The organism is Pseudomonas sp. KH_017 (assembly GCF_057840285.1).
The window spans coordinates 3,481,374-3,497,834 of record NZ_CM174509.1; the positions used below are offsets into that span (position 1 = coordinate 3,481,374).

The 16,461-nt window shown below is 60.6% G+C and carries 15 protein-coding genes; 9 read left to right on the forward strand and 6 right to left on the reverse strand.

Annotated elements, in window-relative coordinates; translation table 11 throughout:
* The first annotated feature begins 107 nt into the window (after positions 1-107).
* The 3 genes from AC3IT6_RS15855 to AC3IT6_RS15865 all read left to right on the forward strand — a co-directional run bounded on the left by AC3IT6_RS15855 (position 108) and on the right by AC3IT6_RS15865 (position 6,021).
* A complete protein-coding gene (locus AC3IT6_RS15855; RefSeq protein WP_489350988.1) occupies positions 108-2,621 on the forward strand; it encodes a spermidine synthase in 2,514 nt (837 codons plus the stop codon).
* A gap of 209 nt (positions 2,622-2,830) precedes the next feature.
* Positions 2,831-5,191, forward strand: coding sequence for a tetratricopeptide repeat protein (locus AC3IT6_RS15860; RefSeq protein WP_489350990.1), 2,361 nt, complete (start codon positions 2,831-2,833; stop codon positions 5,189-5,191).
* Between the two features lie 329 nt (positions 5,192-5,520).
* Positions 5,521-6,021, forward strand: coding sequence for a peptidase associated/transthyretin-like domain-containing protein (locus tag AC3IT6_RS15865; protein ID WP_489350992.1), 501 nt, complete (start codon positions 5,521-5,523; stop codon positions 6,019-6,021).
* A 34-nt stretch (positions 6,022-6,055) separates the two neighbouring features.
* Here AC3IT6_RS15865 and AC3IT6_RS15870 read toward each other — a convergent pair whose 3' ends face one another.
* Together AC3IT6_RS15870 and AC3IT6_RS15875 are read right to left on the reverse strand one after the other, a co-directional pair.
* Complete coding sequence (locus AC3IT6_RS15870; RefSeq protein ID WP_489350994.1) at positions 6,056-6,538, reverse strand: DUF934 domain-containing protein; 483 nt, start codon at positions 6,536-6,538, stop codon at positions 6,056-6,058.
* A complete protein-coding gene (locus tag AC3IT6_RS15875; RefSeq protein ID WP_489350996.1) occupies positions 6,535-8,208 on the reverse strand; it encodes a nitrite/sulfite reductase in 1,674 nt (557 codons plus the stop codon). Before AC3IT6_RS15875 ends, AC3IT6_RS15870 begins: the two co-directional genes overlap by 4 nt.
* Positions 8,209-8,447: 239 nt before the next feature.
* On the opposite strand from AC3IT6_RS15875, the gene ccoN reads away from it, so the two are divergent.
* Together ccoN and AC3IT6_RS15885 are read left to right on the forward strand one after the other, a co-directional pair.
* Positions 8,448-9,875, forward strand: a complete 1,428-nt coding sequence (ccoN, locus tag AC3IT6_RS15880) for a cytochrome-c oxidase, cbb3-type subunit I (RefSeq protein WP_150758148.1) — start codon at positions 8,448-8,450, stop codon at positions 9,873-9,875.
* A complete protein-coding gene (locus AC3IT6_RS15885; protein ID WP_489350998.1) occupies positions 9,875-10,096 on the forward strand; it encodes a cbb3-type cytochrome c oxidase subunit 3 in 222 nt (73 codons plus the stop codon). Before ccoN ends, AC3IT6_RS15885 begins: the two co-directional genes overlap by 1 nt.
* 57 nt (positions 10,097-10,153) lie before the next feature.
* Here the strand turns inward: AC3IT6_RS15885 and AC3IT6_RS15890 are convergent, their stop codons facing one another.
* The 4 genes from AC3IT6_RS15890 to AC3IT6_RS15905 all read right to left on the reverse strand — a co-directional run bounded on the left by AC3IT6_RS15890 (position 10,154) and on the right by AC3IT6_RS15905 (position 12,864).
* Positions 10,154-10,648, reverse strand: coding sequence for a hypothetical protein (locus tag AC3IT6_RS15890; RefSeq protein WP_150724040.1), 495 nt, complete (start codon positions 10,646-10,648; stop codon positions 10,154-10,156).
* 115 nt (positions 10,649-10,763) lie between these two features.
* Positions 10,764-11,285 (reverse strand): GNAT family N-acetyltransferase, encoded by a 522-nt coding sequence (locus AC3IT6_RS15895; protein WP_489351000.1) that lies wholly within the window; start codon positions 11,283-11,285, stop codon positions 10,764-10,766.
* An 84-nt stretch (positions 11,286-11,369) separates the two neighbouring features.
* Entirely contained in the window at positions 11,370-12,350 is a 981-nt protein-coding gene (locus tag AC3IT6_RS15900) for a LysR substrate-binding domain-containing protein (protein ID WP_489351002.1), read from the reverse strand.
* A 73-nt stretch (positions 12,351-12,423) separates the two neighbouring features.
* Complete coding sequence (locus tag AC3IT6_RS15905) at positions 12,424-12,864, reverse strand: carboxymuconolactone decarboxylase family protein (RefSeq protein WP_489351004.1); 441 nt, start codon at positions 12,862-12,864, stop codon at positions 12,424-12,426.
* Between the two features lie 205 nt (positions 12,865-13,069).
* Between AC3IT6_RS15905 and pdxR the strand changes: the two genes are divergently transcribed.
* From pdxR to AC3IT6_RS15925, 4 genes are all read left to right on the forward strand, one after another.
* Complete coding sequence (gene pdxR / locus AC3IT6_RS15910) at positions 13,070-14,503, forward strand: MocR-like pyridoxine biosynthesis transcription factor PdxR (RefSeq protein ID WP_489351006.1); 1,434 nt, start codon at positions 13,070-13,072, stop codon at positions 14,501-14,503.
* A gap of 123 nt (positions 14,504-14,626) precedes the next feature.
* Positions 14,627-14,920, forward strand: a complete 294-nt coding sequence (locus AC3IT6_RS15915) for a putative quinol monooxygenase (RefSeq protein ID WP_108215849.1) — start codon at positions 14,627-14,629, stop codon at positions 14,918-14,920.
* Between the two features lie 168 nt (positions 14,921-15,088).
* On the forward strand, positions 15,089-15,499 hold the full coding sequence (locus tag AC3IT6_RS15920) for a cupin domain-containing protein (RefSeq protein ID WP_489351009.1): 411 nt from the start codon (positions 15,089-15,091) through the stop codon (positions 15,497-15,499).
* Between the two features lie 228 nt (positions 15,500-15,727).
* The gene (locus AC3IT6_RS15925) at positions 15,728-16,435 is read left to right on the forward strand and encodes an ATPase (protein ID WP_489351011.1); all 708 of its coding nucleotides are present in this window, start codon (positions 15,728-15,730) and stop codon (positions 16,433-16,435) included.
* The last annotated feature ends 26 nt before the right edge of the window (positions 16,436-16,461 follow it).

Consider the following 16,461-nt stretch of genomic DNA (forward strand, 5'->3'; position numbering starts at 1 on the left):
ACCGCTGGACCACCGCTCGCCCTCACCGGCGAGCGGTACTGTTTCCGACTTGCCCGCGAAGAGGCCCGCACAGTCACAGTTTTCTTGAATTGCAAAGGCAATCCGCAATGACCTCACGTGTCGCCAGCAAGTCGTCGGCCATACCTGCCCCTCAAGTCGCCTCCCCGGCGCTGTTGATCCCCGCCCTGTTGCTGTTTGTCTCCGGCGCTGCGGCGCTGGTGTATCAGGTGCTGTGGATCAAGCAGCTGTCGCTGGTGGTGGGCGTCGAGGTCTATGCCATCACCACCGGGATCAGCGCGTTTTTTGCCGGGCTGGCCCTGGGTGGCTTGCTGTTCGGCCGCTGGGCGGATCGGATGCAGCAACCGGTTGTGCTCTACGCCGGGCTGGAAGTGCTGGTGGCCGTGCTCGGTGTCGGCGCGACCTTTGCCATGAGCCTGGCGGCCAGCCCCTTTGCCTGGCTGGAAGCACACGTGGGTTTGCTGGCCTGGGTGCTGCCTTTCGCGCTGGTGGGCATTCCCGCGCTGTTGATGGGCGGCACCCTGCCGGTGCTGGTTCGCTCCCTGGCCACTGACCCGCAACACCTGGGCAAGGCCGGCGGGCAGTTGTATGCGGCGAACACCGCCGGGGCCATCGCCGGCACCCTGCTCGCCGCGTTCGTACTGATTGCCACCCTCGGCGTGCGCGGCAGCGCGCTGGCCGCCGCCATGCTGAATCTGCTGGCCGCTGCAGGGGCCTTGTGGTTCCAGCGCCAGCGCGTGGCCCCCGTCGATGCCCAGGTGAAACATCACAGTGAAAAAGCCCCCGACCGCCTGGCCCTGTGGCTGTACTCCATTGCCGGTGGCGTAGCCCTGGGTTACGAAGTGGTGTGGTCGCAATCGATCGTGCAATTCATGAGCACCCGCACCTACGCCTTTGCCGTGGTGCTGGCGACTTACCTCACCGGGTTGTTCCTGGGCAGCATGCTGCTGGCCCGTCGGGTCGATCGCCTGCGTGATCCCTGGGGCGTGTTCGGTTTGCTGATCGCCGCAGCCGGCGCGATTGCCTTGCTGGAAGTGGCGTTGCTCGGACGCTGGCTGGTGCTCGCCCAGACCCTTGCCGAATCCTGGGTATTGTCATTGGGCGGCAGTGAACTGGCGGGCATGAGCACGCGCTTTGCCGTGGCCGCCTTGAGCATCGTGTTTGTACCGACCCTGTTGCTGGGGGCTGCGTTCCCGTTGGCCCTGCGCTTGAGCGTCGGCGGCGAACAGGTGGGGCGCCATGTCGGCGAAGTCGTCGCGTTCAATACCCTTGGCGGGATAGTCGGCGTGATGCTCTGCGGTTTTGTCCTGATCCCGATGCTGGGTCTGGTACGGACCCTGGGCCTGTTGGCGATGATTGCCGCCGCTATCGCATACCTCGCCGTGCGCAAGGGCCATAGCGTGAAGAAAGGCCGGCGTCAGGCAGTGGTTGCCATCGGCCTGGTGTCCCTGGCACTCGCCGTGTTCACACCGGTCAACAAACTCGCCAGCCTGCTGCCGGGTGCGCGCAATGGCACGCTGACGTTCTACGAAGAAGGCCGTGGTGGCACCGTCGCCGTGGTCACCCAGGGTAAGGGCGAAAGAGCGTTCCAGCGTTTGTACATCCAGGGCGTGTCCAATACCGGCGATGCCATGCCGTCCCTGCGCTACATGCGGATCCAGGCGCTGCTGCCCCTGTTGATCCACAACGGTGAGCCGCGCTCGGCCCTGGTGATCGGTTTCGGTACCGGCATCACCGCGGGCGCCCTGACCCGCTACCCCGGCCTGGAACATCGCGTGGTCGCCGAACTGCTGCCTTCGGTGGTCAAGGCAGCTCCCTTGTTCAAGGGCAATTTCAATGCCGCGGCCGATCCGGGGGTCGATGTGCGCTTGCGTGACGGTCGCCAGGAACTGCTGCGCAATCCGCAGCGCTACGACCTGATCACCCTCGAGCCGCCGCCGCCCTCCGCTGCCGGCGTGGTCAACCTGTATTCCCGGGACTTCTACCTACTGGCCGCCAGCCGTTTGCACAAACAAGGCCTGGTCGCCCAATGGCTGCCGCTGCCGACGCAGAACATCGACGACTCGCGCTCGCTTGTGCGCAGCTTCCTCGATGTGTTCCCGTACGCAACCCTGTGGACCAGCGAATTCCACGAGATGCTGCTGGTGGGTTCGATGGAGCCGATTGAACTGGATGCGGCGAAGATCAACGCACGCTTCCAGCAGGACAGCGTGCGCAGCACCTTGCAGGATGTCGGCGTCGGTTCGGCCGCAGCGTTGCTCGCCACCTGGGTGACTGATCGTGCGGGGCTCGAACGCTTCGCTGGCGATGCGCAACCGGTGACGGACGATCAGCCCAGGATCGAATACGCGCCCTGGGTTCGGTCGAAAGAGATCAGCCGCGTGTTGCCCGCCCTGCTCGACTTGCACCTGCCACCTGCCGTGTTGAACGCCGACGCCGGGTTCATCGAGCGCATGAACACCCAGCAACAACGCCTCATGCAGTTCTATCGCGCGAGCCTGCATGCCTACGACGGAAACCGTGACGCTTGGGCCAGGGATATGCGCGAGGTGATGCGCGGGGATTCCGGGAATCCGTATTACCGGTGGTTTGTCGGGGAGTGATGTGGCGCCTTGGCGGCCGCCTTCGCGAGCAAGCCCGCTCCCACAGGGATACCGGATGCACCAGAGATCCAATGTGGGAGCGGGCTTGCTCGCGAAGGGGCCATCAGCCTCAAGACAATGTCATTTGACAGACGCCGACCATCCGACAAAGCTGCATCAAGCTTCATCGCGCGCCGCAAGGCAAACGCACCTGGACCATGGAAGTCGCAATGCCGAACCATAAAAATAAAGCCGCAACCCCAAACCCTGATTCGCAACCGACCCTGATCAACCGTTATCTGTTCCCTGTCACCATCGGCATCCTGCTCTTGGCCGTGGCAGGCATCGGCTGGTTTTTGCTGGGCAGTACACCGACGCCGCCCAAGCCAGTCCCTGTCAGCACCCCCGTAGTCGAACCGGCCAAACCGCAACCGGTCGCTGTCACGCCGGCGAAAATGGTCGATGAGCAACAATGCCAGGGCTGCCACGGCCAGCAGGTCAAGGACTGGCAAGGCTCCCATCACCAACTGGCGATGCAGCAAGCCAACGCGGACACCCTGCTCGGCGACTTCAACAACGTCACCTTCAAGGCCGAAAAAGAGACCACGGTGTTCTCGCGCAAAGGCGACGAATTCTGGGTCAACACGCCGGGTATCGATGGCAAGAATGCCGATTTCAAGGTCGCCTACACCTTTGGCATCGCACCGCTGCAGCAATACCTGATCGAAGTCGGCGAAGGCAGGCTACAGGCCCTCGCCGTGGCCTGGGATACCGAGAAGCACCGCTGGTTTCACCTCTATCCGGGCCAGGGCGTGACCTTCAAGAACCCGCTGCACTGGAGCAAACCGAGCCAGAACGCCAACTTCATGTGCGTCGAGTGCCACACCACCGGTTACAAGCGCAATTTCGATGCGGCGAAAAACACCTTCGACAGTCACTGGAACAGCCTCGGCGTCGGCTGTCAGGCCTGCCATGGCCCGGCGTCCAATCACCTGGAATGGACGGTGAAGAAAACCGACCTGACCCATGCCGGGTTTGCCGTCGATCTCAAGGACAAGAACGCCACCGTCGAAATCGAAACCTGCGCCCGCTGCCACTCGCGCCGCGCGCCGCTGGACGATGGCTACACCGTCGGCAAGCGGCTGATGGATGACTACCTGCCGAGCGTCCTGACCCGCGAACTGTACGCGCTGGACGGCAAGATCAAGGACGAAGTGTTCGAACACGGCTCCTTTGCCCAGAGCATAATGTCCGACAAGGGCGTGCGCTGCAGCAACTGCCACAACCCGCACAGCACTCAGCTAAAGGCGCCAGGCAATGGGGTTTGCCTGCAATGCCACAACACCGCCGGCAAAACCACTGTGGAAGGCGTCGACGGCAAGGGCCTGCAAGCGAAAAACTACGATTCCGTTGAACACACTCGCCACACCACGGACCAGCCGGGTTCGCAGTGCGTGGATTGCCACATGCCCGGCAAGTTCTACATGGGCAACGACTTTCGGCATGACCACAGCTTCAGCATCCCCAACCCCGAGCGGGCGAAAAAACTGGGGACGCCCGACGCCTGCCTGACCTGCCACCAAGGCAAGGCCGGCGACAAGGTCACCGAGCAGTTCAAATTGTGGAACACCGCCAACGCCAGCTCGGCACAGGCCCCTCGCTACGACGAAAGCCTGTGGTTGATTCGCAACGGTCAGGCCGGCGCCGCGCAGGCATTGTTCGAGCAATTGCAACGCAGCAACCTGCCGGCGATTCAACGGGCGACACTGCTGGCGGAACTGCCGGCATACCCGAGCGAACAGGCGTTGAAACTGGCCACCAAGGACCTGGGCAACCCGGCGCCGCAAGTCCGCGAGAGCGCGGTGCGAGCGGTCAGCGCCTTCCTGCCGCCAGCGGAGCGCGCGCCATTACTGACGCCGTTGCTGAGCGACCCGGTGCGGGCCGTGCGCATTGCCGTCGCCCGGGACCTGCTCAGCGTGGCACGCAGTGGCTTGGGCAACGCTCAGGACAGCTGGAATGCCGCCATCGCCGAATACGAGGCGGTGCAAAAGAGTCTGGCCGAGCGTGCCGAGGCCAACCTGAACCTGGCCATGCTCTATCAGGCCGATGGCCGCAGCGCAGAAGTCGAAGCTTTGCTGCGTACCGCCCTGCAGCGCGATCCGGACTTCTACCCGGCGCTGGTGACCCTGGTGCAATGGCTGGAGGCCAACGGTCGCCGTCAGGAAGCCCATGCCCTGCTGGCGCAAAGCCTCAAGGACCACCCCGACTCAGGCCTGCTGCAACACACCCAGGGCCTGGCGCTGATTCGTGCGGGCCAGGCCGCCCAAGCCATGCCGTACCTGCGCAAGGCCGCGCAACTGGAGCCACAGAGCGGACAGTTCGGCTATGTGCTGGCGGTGGCCCTGCATGACAGCGGCAAGATTGACCAGGCGTGCGCAGAACTGGAACGGCTGTTGAAAGAACAACCGGCCAACCGCAATGCCCGCTTGTCGTTGATCCAGTACTACCTGGACAACGGCCAGGAGCCCAAGGCGCAGGTGCTGTTGCAGGGCTGGAAGAAAATGAACATGGGGGATCCGGCGTTGAAATGATCGGGGCTGAACCGGACGCCCCTTCACGGTCAATCCTGCTTCCACAGGGTTAGCGTCGTCGACAGAATCTGCATACGACGCTAACCCTGTGGGCGCGGGCGTGCCCTCGAAGACGGCCGTGCGACCAACGCCCATCCCAGGCATGTCCCTTCCCCGTTTGCCCTGTATCGGTCAGCAAACAATGCGAACTCCTTAAATTCTTGGTGATATCACTACGCCACTAGTGATAAGGTTCGCGGCGCTTGAAAAACCTCTCCCCCATTACATTTCGAGGCGACATGAAGCACGCCTCGGCCAATGACGGCAATGACCGTTCGCAAGGATCAACCATGGAAGCTCTCCGCAAGCTGTTCACCGTTACAGCCCTGACCACAGCACTCCTGACTTCGGGCTGTGCAAGCATCGTCGGTGACAGCAAATACCCGGTGAACGTATCGAGCATGCCTAGCGGCGCCAACTTCACCATTACCAACAAAGCCGGTGTCGTCGTACATAACGGCTCCACGCCCAACACCGTGACGCTGCCTTCCGGTCGTGGCTACTTCAAGGGTGAGGCCTACACCATCACCTTCAAGAAAGAGGGTTATGCCGATGCCAGTACCACTCTGGATACCAGCATGAGCGGTTGGTACTGGGGCAACATCCTGTTTGGCGGGTTGATCGGCATGCTGGTAGTCGATCCACTGACCGGCGCAATGTACAAACTTCCCGAAGACGCCGCGGGTAACCTCGGCAGTCCGGTGGCCGGCGATGCACCAAAAAACCTGACACTGCTGGAAATCGATCAGCTGTCGCCAATCGAGCGCGCGACGCTGGTTCGCATCAACTGACAGCATCCGGCGCATTCCGCCGTCCGGGATGCGCCTAGCCCCTGCGACGAAACAACGGCCGCGGCTCAATCACCGAACGCCCGTACAACACGCTCATCCCCGCCAATCCCTTCAATGCATCTTCTGCGGATTTGTCTTCACGCACGGCAAAGCTGTCGAAACCGCATTGGCGCATGTGGCTGAGTTGATCGCGCAAGACATCGCCGATGGCGCGCAACTCGCCGGCCCAGCCCAATCGCGTGCGCAGCAGATACGCCTGGCTGTACCCGCGGCCATCGCGAAAGCTTGGAAAATCCAGGGCGATCAAGGGCAGTTGGGCAAACCATGGCTGAAGGCTTTCCACTTCATCGTCCGGCCCCAGCCACACGCCGCTTGGCGACGGGTTTTCCAGCCAACGGCTCAGCGGCAGAATCGCGGCACCCACGGGCAGCGGCGCTTGCGGGTCGCGTACGAGCTTCCACGGATCATCCGCGACAATCCGCGCCATGCCCTCTTCCAGCCGCAACAGATTGTTCATGCCGACACCTCCAGCACTTTCGCATATACCGCCTCCTTGAACGGCTCTAGCCCGATCCGTTGGAAGGCGTCGACGAACAGTTCTTCGCTCTCGCGATAACGCACGAAGGTGTCGATGATGCGCTCGATCACCTCAGGCACTTCGGCGGCGCTGAAGGACGGGCCAATGACCTTGCCCAACGCGCTGTGCTTGCCCTGGGCGCCGCCGAGGGTGATCTGGTACCACTCGGCGCCGTTCTTATCGACCCCCAGAATGCCGATGTTGCCAATGTGATGGTGACCGCAGGCATTCATGCAGCCGGAGATATTGAGGCTGATGGCGCCCAGGTCGTGCAGGTAGTCGAGGTCTTCGAAACGTGCGGCAATAGCCTTGGCGATGGGGATCGACTTGGCGTTGGCCAGCGCGCAGAAGTCGCCACCGGGGCAGGCGATGATGTCGGTGAGCAATCCGGCGTTGGCACTGCCAAGATTGTGTCCGCAGGCCAGGCGCCACAGGGTGAACAGATCGGCCTTGGACACGTCTGGAAGGACGATGTTCTGCTCATGGGCAATGCGGATTTCACCGAAGCCGAAGCGTTCGGACCACTCGGCCACCGCCTCCATCTGTCCGGTAGTGACATCGCCCGGTGGCGCAGCGCTGCCGGGCTTGGTCGACAACACCACGCTGGCATAACCCGATATTTTGTGCGGCTGCACGTTACGCTGCACCCAACGAGCGAACGCCGGGTTTTCGGCCAGGTGCGTGCCGAAATCGAGATGGGTGTCGGACAGATCACGATATGGCGGTGCGACGAACGCACTGGCCACACGCTCGAACTCGTCGAGGGTCAGTTGCGCCGGGCCGTCCTTGAGGTACTGCCACTCTTCCTCCACTTCCCGGGCGAAGGCCTCGATACCCAAGGCTTTGACCAGAATCTTGATTCGCGCCTTGTACTTGTTGTCCCGCCGGCCATGGCGGTTATACACCCGCAGCACCGCCTCTACGTAAGACAGCAGGTGCTGCCACGGCAAGCCTTCGCGGATCTGCAAGCCGAGGATCGGCGTGCGCCCCAGGCCGCCGCCCACCATGACTCGCAGGAGCATGTGTCCTTCGCAACCTGGGTAAAGATAAAGGCCGATGTCATGCATCATGATCGCCGCGCGGTCTTGCTCGGCCGAGCAGATGGCGATCTTGAACTTGCGCGGCAGGAACAGGAATTCCGGGTTGATGGTCGACCACTGCCGCAGAATTTCCGCCAACGGTCGCGGGTCAATCATTTCGTCGGCCGCAACCCCGGCAAAGGCTTCGGTGGTGATGTTGCGCACGCAGTTGCCGGAGGTCTGGATCGCATGCATTTCCACCCCGGCCAGGCGTTCGAGGATGTCCGGCACCTGAGCCAGTTCGATCCAGTTGAACTGCATGTTCTGCCGGGTGGTGAAATGGCCGTAGCCGCGATCGTAATCCCGGGCGATGCTCGCCAACGTACGCATCTGCCGGGCACTCAGTGTGCCGTAGGGAATCGCCACCCGCAGCATGTAGGCGTGCTTTTGCATGTACAGGCCGTTCTGCAGGCGCAACGGCAGGAACTCTTCTTCGTTCAGCTCACCGGCCATGAAGCGCTCGACCTGATCGCGAAACTGCGCAACCCGTTCGAGCACCAGTGCCCGATCGTAATCATCGTATTGATACATAGCTACCTCATCAGGATTGCAGGGCATCGGGCTCTGTGGCTCGTTCATAAGAGCGACTATGCGCCAGCGGTGCAGCGTGTTACAGATTCACCTGAATCGTTAAAAACCGTATCAGAGCGCGCAAGATCGCCGCAGCAGCGCAATTTATCTGATCCGCACAAATGAAATATTCCTGAGCCTGTTTTGTTTTCGCCACGGTTTTTACAGTGCACGTCATTGCAACCGTGGAAGCATCGAACATGAGCACAACAACTATCGGACAGGCCTATAACTACAAGGTCGTCCGCCAATTCATCGTGGCGACCGTGATCTGGGGCGTCGTGGGGATGGCGATGGGCGTGTGGATCGCCTCGCAACTGGTGTGGCCGCAGATGAACCTGGACCTGCCGTGGACCACCTTCGGCCGCTTGCGCCCGCTGCACACCAGCCTGGTGATTTTCGGTTTCGCCGGCAGCGCGCAATTCGCCGCCAGCTATTACGCGGTGCAGCGTACCTGCCAGGTGCGACTGTTCTCGGACACACTCGCCGCCTTCACGTTCTGGGGCTGGCAGTCGGTGATTGTGGTGATGCTGATCACCCTGCCGCTGGGCTACACCACCACCAAGGAATACGCCGAAATCGAATTCACCGGCGCGGTGTGGATGACCGTGGTCTGGATTGCATACGCCGTGGTGTTCTTCACTACCGTAGTGCAACGCAAGACCAGACACATCTACGTCGGCAACTGGTTCTTCGGTGCATTCATCGTGGTCATCGCCATGCTGCACGTGGTCAATCACCTGTCGATTCCAGTCGACTGGTTCAAGTCCTATCCGGTGTATTCCGGGGCCACCGACGCCATGGTGCAATGGTGGTACGGGCACAACGCCGTGGGCTTTTTCCTGACCACCGGTTTCCTGGGGATGATGTATTACTTCGTGCCGAAACAGGTGGGCCGGCCGGTGTATTCCTATCGCCTGTCAATTGTGCACTTCTGGGCGCTGATCACCCTGTACATCTGGGCCGGCCCGCACCACTTGCACTACACCGCGCTGCCGGACTGGGCGCAGTCGCTGGGCATGGCCATGTCGCTGATCCTGCTGGCGCCGAGTTGGGGCGGGATGATCAACGGTATGATGACCCTGTCCGGTGCCTGGCATAAGTTGCGCACCGACCCGATCCTGCGTTTCCTGGTGCTGTCCCTGGCGTTCTACGGCATGTCGACCTTCGAAGGGCCGATGATGGCGATCAAGACCGTCAACGCCCTCTCCCACTATACCGACTGGACCATCGGCCACGTGCACGCCGGGGCGCTTGGCTGGGTGGCGATGATTACCTTCGGTGCGACCTATCACATGGTGCCAAAGGTATTCGGACGCGATCAGATGCACAGCACGCCGCTGATCAACCTGCACTTTTGGCTGGCGACCATCGGCACCGTGCTGTACATCGCCTCGATGTGGGTCAACGGCATCACCCAGGGGCTGATGTGGCGCGCGATCAACGATGACGGCACGCTGACCTACTCCTTCGTCGAAGCCTTGCAGGCCAGCCATCCGGGATTCGTCGTGCGCTTTGCCGGTGGGGTGTTCTTCCTCAGCGGCATGCTGCTGATGGCCTACAACGTGTGGCGCACGGTGCGGGTAACGGACGTGGCGATGGCCGAACGCGAGGCGCGGTTAGCCTGATGATTGAAGTCATATTGAACATTCCGGGTGTGGCATTTTTGTGGTTCGCCATCGAGTATTGTCTGTGCCACCAGACCGCCGAGAGCCTGGACGATGCGAGCCTGATCCCGTTTGCGGATGACCCGGAAGTGGCGCGGCGGGTGGAATTGGCGACAGGGAAAACCGTTAGAACACTGCCGCCGGAAGAACCGAAACCGGATTGGGGAACCCTGGATATTTGATGTAGCACCGATTACTGCGGGAGCAAGCTCGCTCCCACAGGGTTGTATGTCGAGATTTCAGGTACGCTCCCGGGGAATCAGGCTTTGCAGTTGTTGCGCCAGGAAGTTTGCATCGAACTCAAAAGTGTCCGGGTCTTTCAAGCCATTGGTCTTGCGCCACTGCCAGCTAGTGGATGGCGGCAGGCACACCAGTGACACGCTGCCATAACGTGCTGCTGTAAAGCCCATCACCGCCACGGAAATCTGCCCGCCGACACCCATCACCTCCGGCACGAATTCCACCGGTTTGCCAGCGATCAGGATGCTCAGCTTTTCGGTCTTGAATGGAGAGGTCTCCACCGGAACACTCGGCCCCGACGCGACATACACTTCGCGGTTCACTTCGAGCAGGTCAGGTGCCTTGACCGGTTCCAGCCACTGCTGGATCTGATCGAATAGCGCACCAATGCGCTTCGCCCACTCGGCCGATTGCGACTCGAACACTTGCTTTTTGTGCGCTTCGCTTTCGGCGTAGTGGCGAAGCATTTCGCCCAGTTGCTGTACATCGTCCATTGCGGTGTTCCTTTGGTTGCAGCGGTGCTACGGACATTGAGCATGGCAGATGCGTGCAGCCGGTGGGCAATTAACAGCCAGGAGGTACGCCAGAGGTTCACCCTGGGCGACTGACTCAACCGGCCTTGGGTGTGCGACGCAGGCGCGCCATGCTCAAGGTGTCCACCAGTACGCCGTCGCGCACGGCGTAGTCACGGAACAGGCCCTCGGTTTCGAAGCCGAACTTGCGGTACAGGGCAATGGCCGCTTCGTTGTCGGCATATACCGAAAGCTCGATGCGCTGCAGATTCATCCAGTTATCGGCAATATCCAATGCCGTTGCGAGCAACTTCGAGCCTACGCCCTTGCCCTGCCACGCCACTGCAACGCCCATGCCGAAACTGCCGGCATGGCTGCGACGAATGCGTGAGAACTGCTCCAGGCCAATGTTGCCGATGACCGTGCCTTGATGCAGGGCCACCAGTTTCACCAGGCGTTCGTTATCCAGCGCCAGGCGACTGCGCCAGAGTTCGGTGGACTGAAACGGCATTTGCAGGGTTTGACGGGCGATTGCCGGATCGTTGTACAGCGCCGCAATGCCTTCGATATGGGATTCGTTGAAGCGTTCGAGGGTGATAACAGGTTCGGTGGTTGGCATGGGTGAATCATCCTTGAAGCAGACATGGCCGTTCACTCTATAACGCTACCTGCGGGTGTGGCGAGAACCACATTTTGATCGCGCTCAGCTTTCGAACCACTCCCGGCGCTCGCTGAAGGTGCTTTCGATCAATTCGACGATCATCCGCACCTGCGCGTCGTCCCCGGAATGGGCGTTGACCGCCATCCACACCTGACGCCGCATCGGCTGGTCAAACAAGCCCGGCAAGGCAATCAGCCCGCGGTCGAAGTGGCTCATGTAGTGCGGCAGCAGGCCGATGCAGGCGCTGCAGCGGATCATCTCCAGCATCAGCCCCCAGGATTGCAGTTGCACCGCCCCCGCCAGGCGTTGATCCACCAGTGCATTCCAAGGCCGGAAGCTTTCAACCTGACAGTCCTGTCGCCATTGCACCAGGAGAAAATCGGCCAGTTCATCCAGGCTTTCCGGCCTGGAAGCGACCCGCGAATAGCGCTTGGCAATGTGCGGCAGGTATTCCAGTTGCACCAGACGCCGGGCTTCGGTGGTGGCAAAGCTTGGCCCCGGCAACGGCGACTCGGTTTCACCCAGCCACACCACCACGTCGGCGCTGACTGCCTGCAAGGCCAATTCGCTGTCGAGCGTGATGATGTCCAGGCGCACGCTGGCGTTACGCCGCAGCAGTGCAACCAGGTCACGTCCGAGAATGTCATGCAGGATCGAATCCGCCACGGCCAGGCGAATCAACGGCTGCTCGATCACTGGCAAATTGCGCTCATGGGCCAGGGCGATCAATTGTGCATGCAAGCGCAAGCCATCGCGGCTGAGGCTGAAGCCATTGTCGGAAGGGTTGAACAGTGAACACTGGAGCTGCGTTTCCAGCAGCACCAGTTGCCTGCGCAGGCGGGTGGCCTTGATGTTGAGACTGCGTGCGGCCTGCATGAAACACCCGCAACGGGCGCTGACGGTGAAACACAGCGCCAGTTCGGGGTCGATTGCCGCCGCCAACTGGCGCCAGGACGCGTTTTTATCGATGGCTACACGATACTCGGCAGCACCCTGTTGGGCGCAGATTTCCATGACTGACATCGAAGACTCCCTGTCGACCTGACACTGACAGTTGCATCCTGCAGAACGTTCATGAACCTGCTGTGACAATGAATCAGGCGCTGGGTGTCTGCCGAAAGCTCACCGCCAGGCGATTCCAGCTGTTGATGGTGGTGACGGCGATGGTCAGGTCGACCATTTCGCTTTCACTGAACTGCTCCCGGGTTTGCGCGTAGACATCGTCCGGCACGTGGCTTTCGGAGATCAAGGTGACCGCCTCGGTCCAGGCCAGCGCGGCTCTTTCCCGCGGATTGAAAAAGTTGCTGTCGCGCCAGACCACAATGGAATACAGACGCCGGTCGCTTTCGCCCAGGCGCCGCGCATCCACCGAGTGCATGTCGGTGCAAAAGGCACAGCCATTGAGCTGCGATGCGCGAATCTTGATCAGGTGCAGCAGGCCCAGCTCGATGCTCAGGCTGCTGGTCAGGGCCTCCATGGCGATCATGGCTTTCATCGCCTTGGGGGACGCGCTGTAGTAATCCAGACGGGGGTTCATGGAGCGATCTCGTGCAGCCTTGAGGTGATCTTCACGGTAGTCGCTGGCGCGGGGGCATGACAGATCCAATCAGGCGAATTCCCCGGGGACCACCGCCACCAGACCAATGGACGGTTTTTCCACTGCACAACTTCTGTACCACAAGCGGATAAGCGTAATCTTGCGCGACGCACACGCGCCTCAACAGCCCCGGAGCCTCGCCGGTATGGAACTACATGTTGTCATCAACGGCCGCAAGGACCTGGCCGGCCAGCTGTACAACCAACTGCGCAGCGCCATCGAGTCCGGGCGCCTGACCGCCGGGACGCAACTGCCGCCCAGCCGTTTGCTGGCCGAACAATTGGGTATTTCGCGCAAGACCATTTCCGATACCTACGCCCAACTGACCTATGAAAACTTCCTCACCGGGGTGGTCGGCAAAGGCACTTACGTCAACGCGCGCGCGTCGAAGGTGCAGCGCAAACGGAGCCACACCGAGCTGGGCGGCTTCGAGGTGATCGAGTCCTGGCGCAACCTGCCGGTGTTTCTGCGTCACCCGACCCTGGAAGGCTCGCTGCGCTACGACTTCATTGGTGGCGCCACCAGCAAGGGCCAGTTTCCCCAGGATGACTGGCGGCGCTGCACCTCTCATGCGCTGCGCCAGATGGCCGGTTCCAAGGGCCTCTACAGCCTGCCCGAGGGCTTGCCCGCCTTGCGCAACGCCATTGCGCAGCACATCGCGTTCTCCCGCGGGGTCAATTGTCAGGACGAGGATGTGGTGGTGTGCAACGGCGCGCAACAGGCGCTGGACCTGATTGCCCGGGTGCTGATCAGTCCGGGCAGCCTGGTCGCCATGGAGGACCCCGGCTACCCGCCGGCGCGACTGCTGTTCGGCACCCATGGCGCCACGGTGATAGGCGTGCCGGTGGACGCCGAAGGCATTGTGGTGGACCGGATTCCTCGCGGCACGCGCCTGATCTACGTCACCCCGTCGCACCAGTTCCCGCTGGGCATGCCGATGAGCCAGGCGCGCCGGGAAGCACTGCTGGCCAAGGCCCATGAACTGGGTGCGATCATCATCGAGGACGACTACGACAGCGAATTCCGCTATGAAGGCCGCCCCACCGATTCCCTGCAAAGCATGGATGAACGGGGGATCGTCGCTTACGTCGGAACGTTCTCCAAAACCCTGTTGCCGGAACTGCGGCTAGGCTATGCGATCCTGCCGCCGGCGATCCTCGAGGCCGTGGTGCGCGCCAAACAGCTCACCGACCTGCACACCTCGACCCTGCCGCAATGGGCGCTGGCCAAGTTCATCGCCGAAGGCTGCCTGCTCAAGCATATCCGGCGCTGCCATACGATCTATGCCGGGCGCCGCGAGCGGATCCTGACGCGCATGGCCGGCGACCTCTCGCCCTGGCTGGAGGCGGTGCCGTCCACCGCCGGATTCCACATGGTGGTGATGTGCAAAGCGCCGATGGATATTGCATTGGTGATCGAACTGGCGAAAAAAGTCGAAGTCGGGCTCTATGCCATCGACAGCTTTTTCTATCAGCAAGCGCCAAGGGCCGGGCTTTTCTTCGGTTTTGGCGCCATCGAAACCCTCGACATCGACATCGCCCTGGACCGTTTGCGCGACATCCTGCAACAAGTGGCCTGACGGATTGGCCTGCGGTTTTATCCGGCGATTGGCTATTGGCGGTCCCGGGGGCCGGGCCTATCCTGCATAGGCGTTATCCCTCAATGAGCAGGATTCGTCCGGCCTGATTCAGGAGTGTGAGCAATGTCCCATGAAGTGATCAATACCGTACAGGTACAGGCCGCCGCCGGCCGCTCGGATGAACTGGGTAAGCAACTGCAAAAGATTGTCGAAACCCTGCGTGAACTACCGGGCTGCGAATCCTATATGGTCGACCGCTGCCCAGAGGACACCAATCGCTGGACCGTCAGCGCCCACTGGCAATCGGAAGCGGCCATGCGATCGCACTTCAACTGTCCGCAGGTCCAGGGTTTTATCAGTCTGATTGATAGCCAGCTGGCCAATGCCGTGGACTTCAACAGTTTTCCGATCGTTTAACCGATACCTGTGGCGAGGGAGCAAGCTCCCTCGCCACAATTTTTTTCCCCGTTGGCCTGGAATCTTCTGTAATTGGTCCCCTAGCCTTCCAGAATATTGGCTGTTTAACCTCTACTGCTTGCGGACTACTGTTGTTTTCGACAACAAACCCACCGCAGGTAAAGAACCATGAACATGTTGCGCTTCTGTGCTGCCCCCCTTGCCGCCCTGGCCCTGATTGTGTCCGCATCGGCCTTTGCCCATGAGCCTTCGGAAAAGGTCACCGTTTTGCAGGACGAAATGCTGAAAAACGTGCCTGAAAAGAAAGCGCTGATGATCGAAGTCGATTACCAACCCGGCCAGTCGTCCATCGCCCACAAACACGATGGCACCACCATGGCCTATGTCATTTCCGGAGAAATCACCTCTCAGGTGAAGGGCCAGCCAGCGAAAACCTACAAGGCTGGTGAGTTCTGGTATGAGCCGGCGGGTTCGGAACACATAGTGTCGAAAAACGCCAGCGCAACCCAGCCGGCCAGGTTGCTGGCATTCATGGTCTTGGCCACGGACGAGAAAGTGTTGATCCCATTGGAACACTGATGACTGAACGTACAGCTATAAATAAAAAGGCTCGAATCGCGGATTCGGGCCTTTTTATTTCCTCACGCAATTAACCGATGACGTTTAAACCAAACAAAACTATTGGTCGCCTGACAAGTGTGGACATTGGCTATTTAAATAAATCAACCTGGGTTTAGTCTTGAGTTACCGCCGGTATAGCACCGGCAACTTAACTTTCGACTGAAGTTGTTTCACTGGAGAAACACTATGAAACTTGCGCTCGCCAGTACGTTAACGATAACTGTCCTATTAGCCGGTTGCTCCATTCCCACCGCACCGACAGCGGTTTCTTCCCTGGACGGCATCTTCACTGAACCTGTTGGCCGCAGCGGTGCCGCGCGTATCCCCAATGGCAGCGATGTCTCTCTGGGCGTTGTCTACAGCCGCAATACCCAGACCAATCGTGCATACCTTCGGGACTATCAGGCCAACGCCGGCACCGGCTTCGGGCAGAGCTTGCTGGTGCAGCCGATCCATGACGCCTATGTAGCCACATCCAATCCTGACTTCGCCATAGAAGGCATCAAGACCTCCTTGCAGCGTCGGTTTGGCTCGGTCACGGTGTACCCGGACATGCAAAGCCTCAGGGCGGCTAGGCCGGATGTCGTGGCGATCGTCGACACCCGCAGTCAACTCATGACGTCGCGCAGTTCAGACATCGAGTCTCATGTCAGTGCAGACTTTTATGATAAAAACTTCAATTACATTGGCACTGCAAAAGGGCATGACGCCAAAGCACTCAGTCCGGTTTGGGCCGACTACAAACGCAGTGAAGAGATAGTTGCGGACATTAATGAACAACAGAATGTACAAGTCAGGGCGCTGCAAAAGTTTGACCAGTCGCTCAATAATTTACTGACCAGCCCGACAAGTAATGTGTCGATGAACACTGAAAGAACATCAGTCTTCAAATAATTAGTTGGTACTGATAACCCCATCGC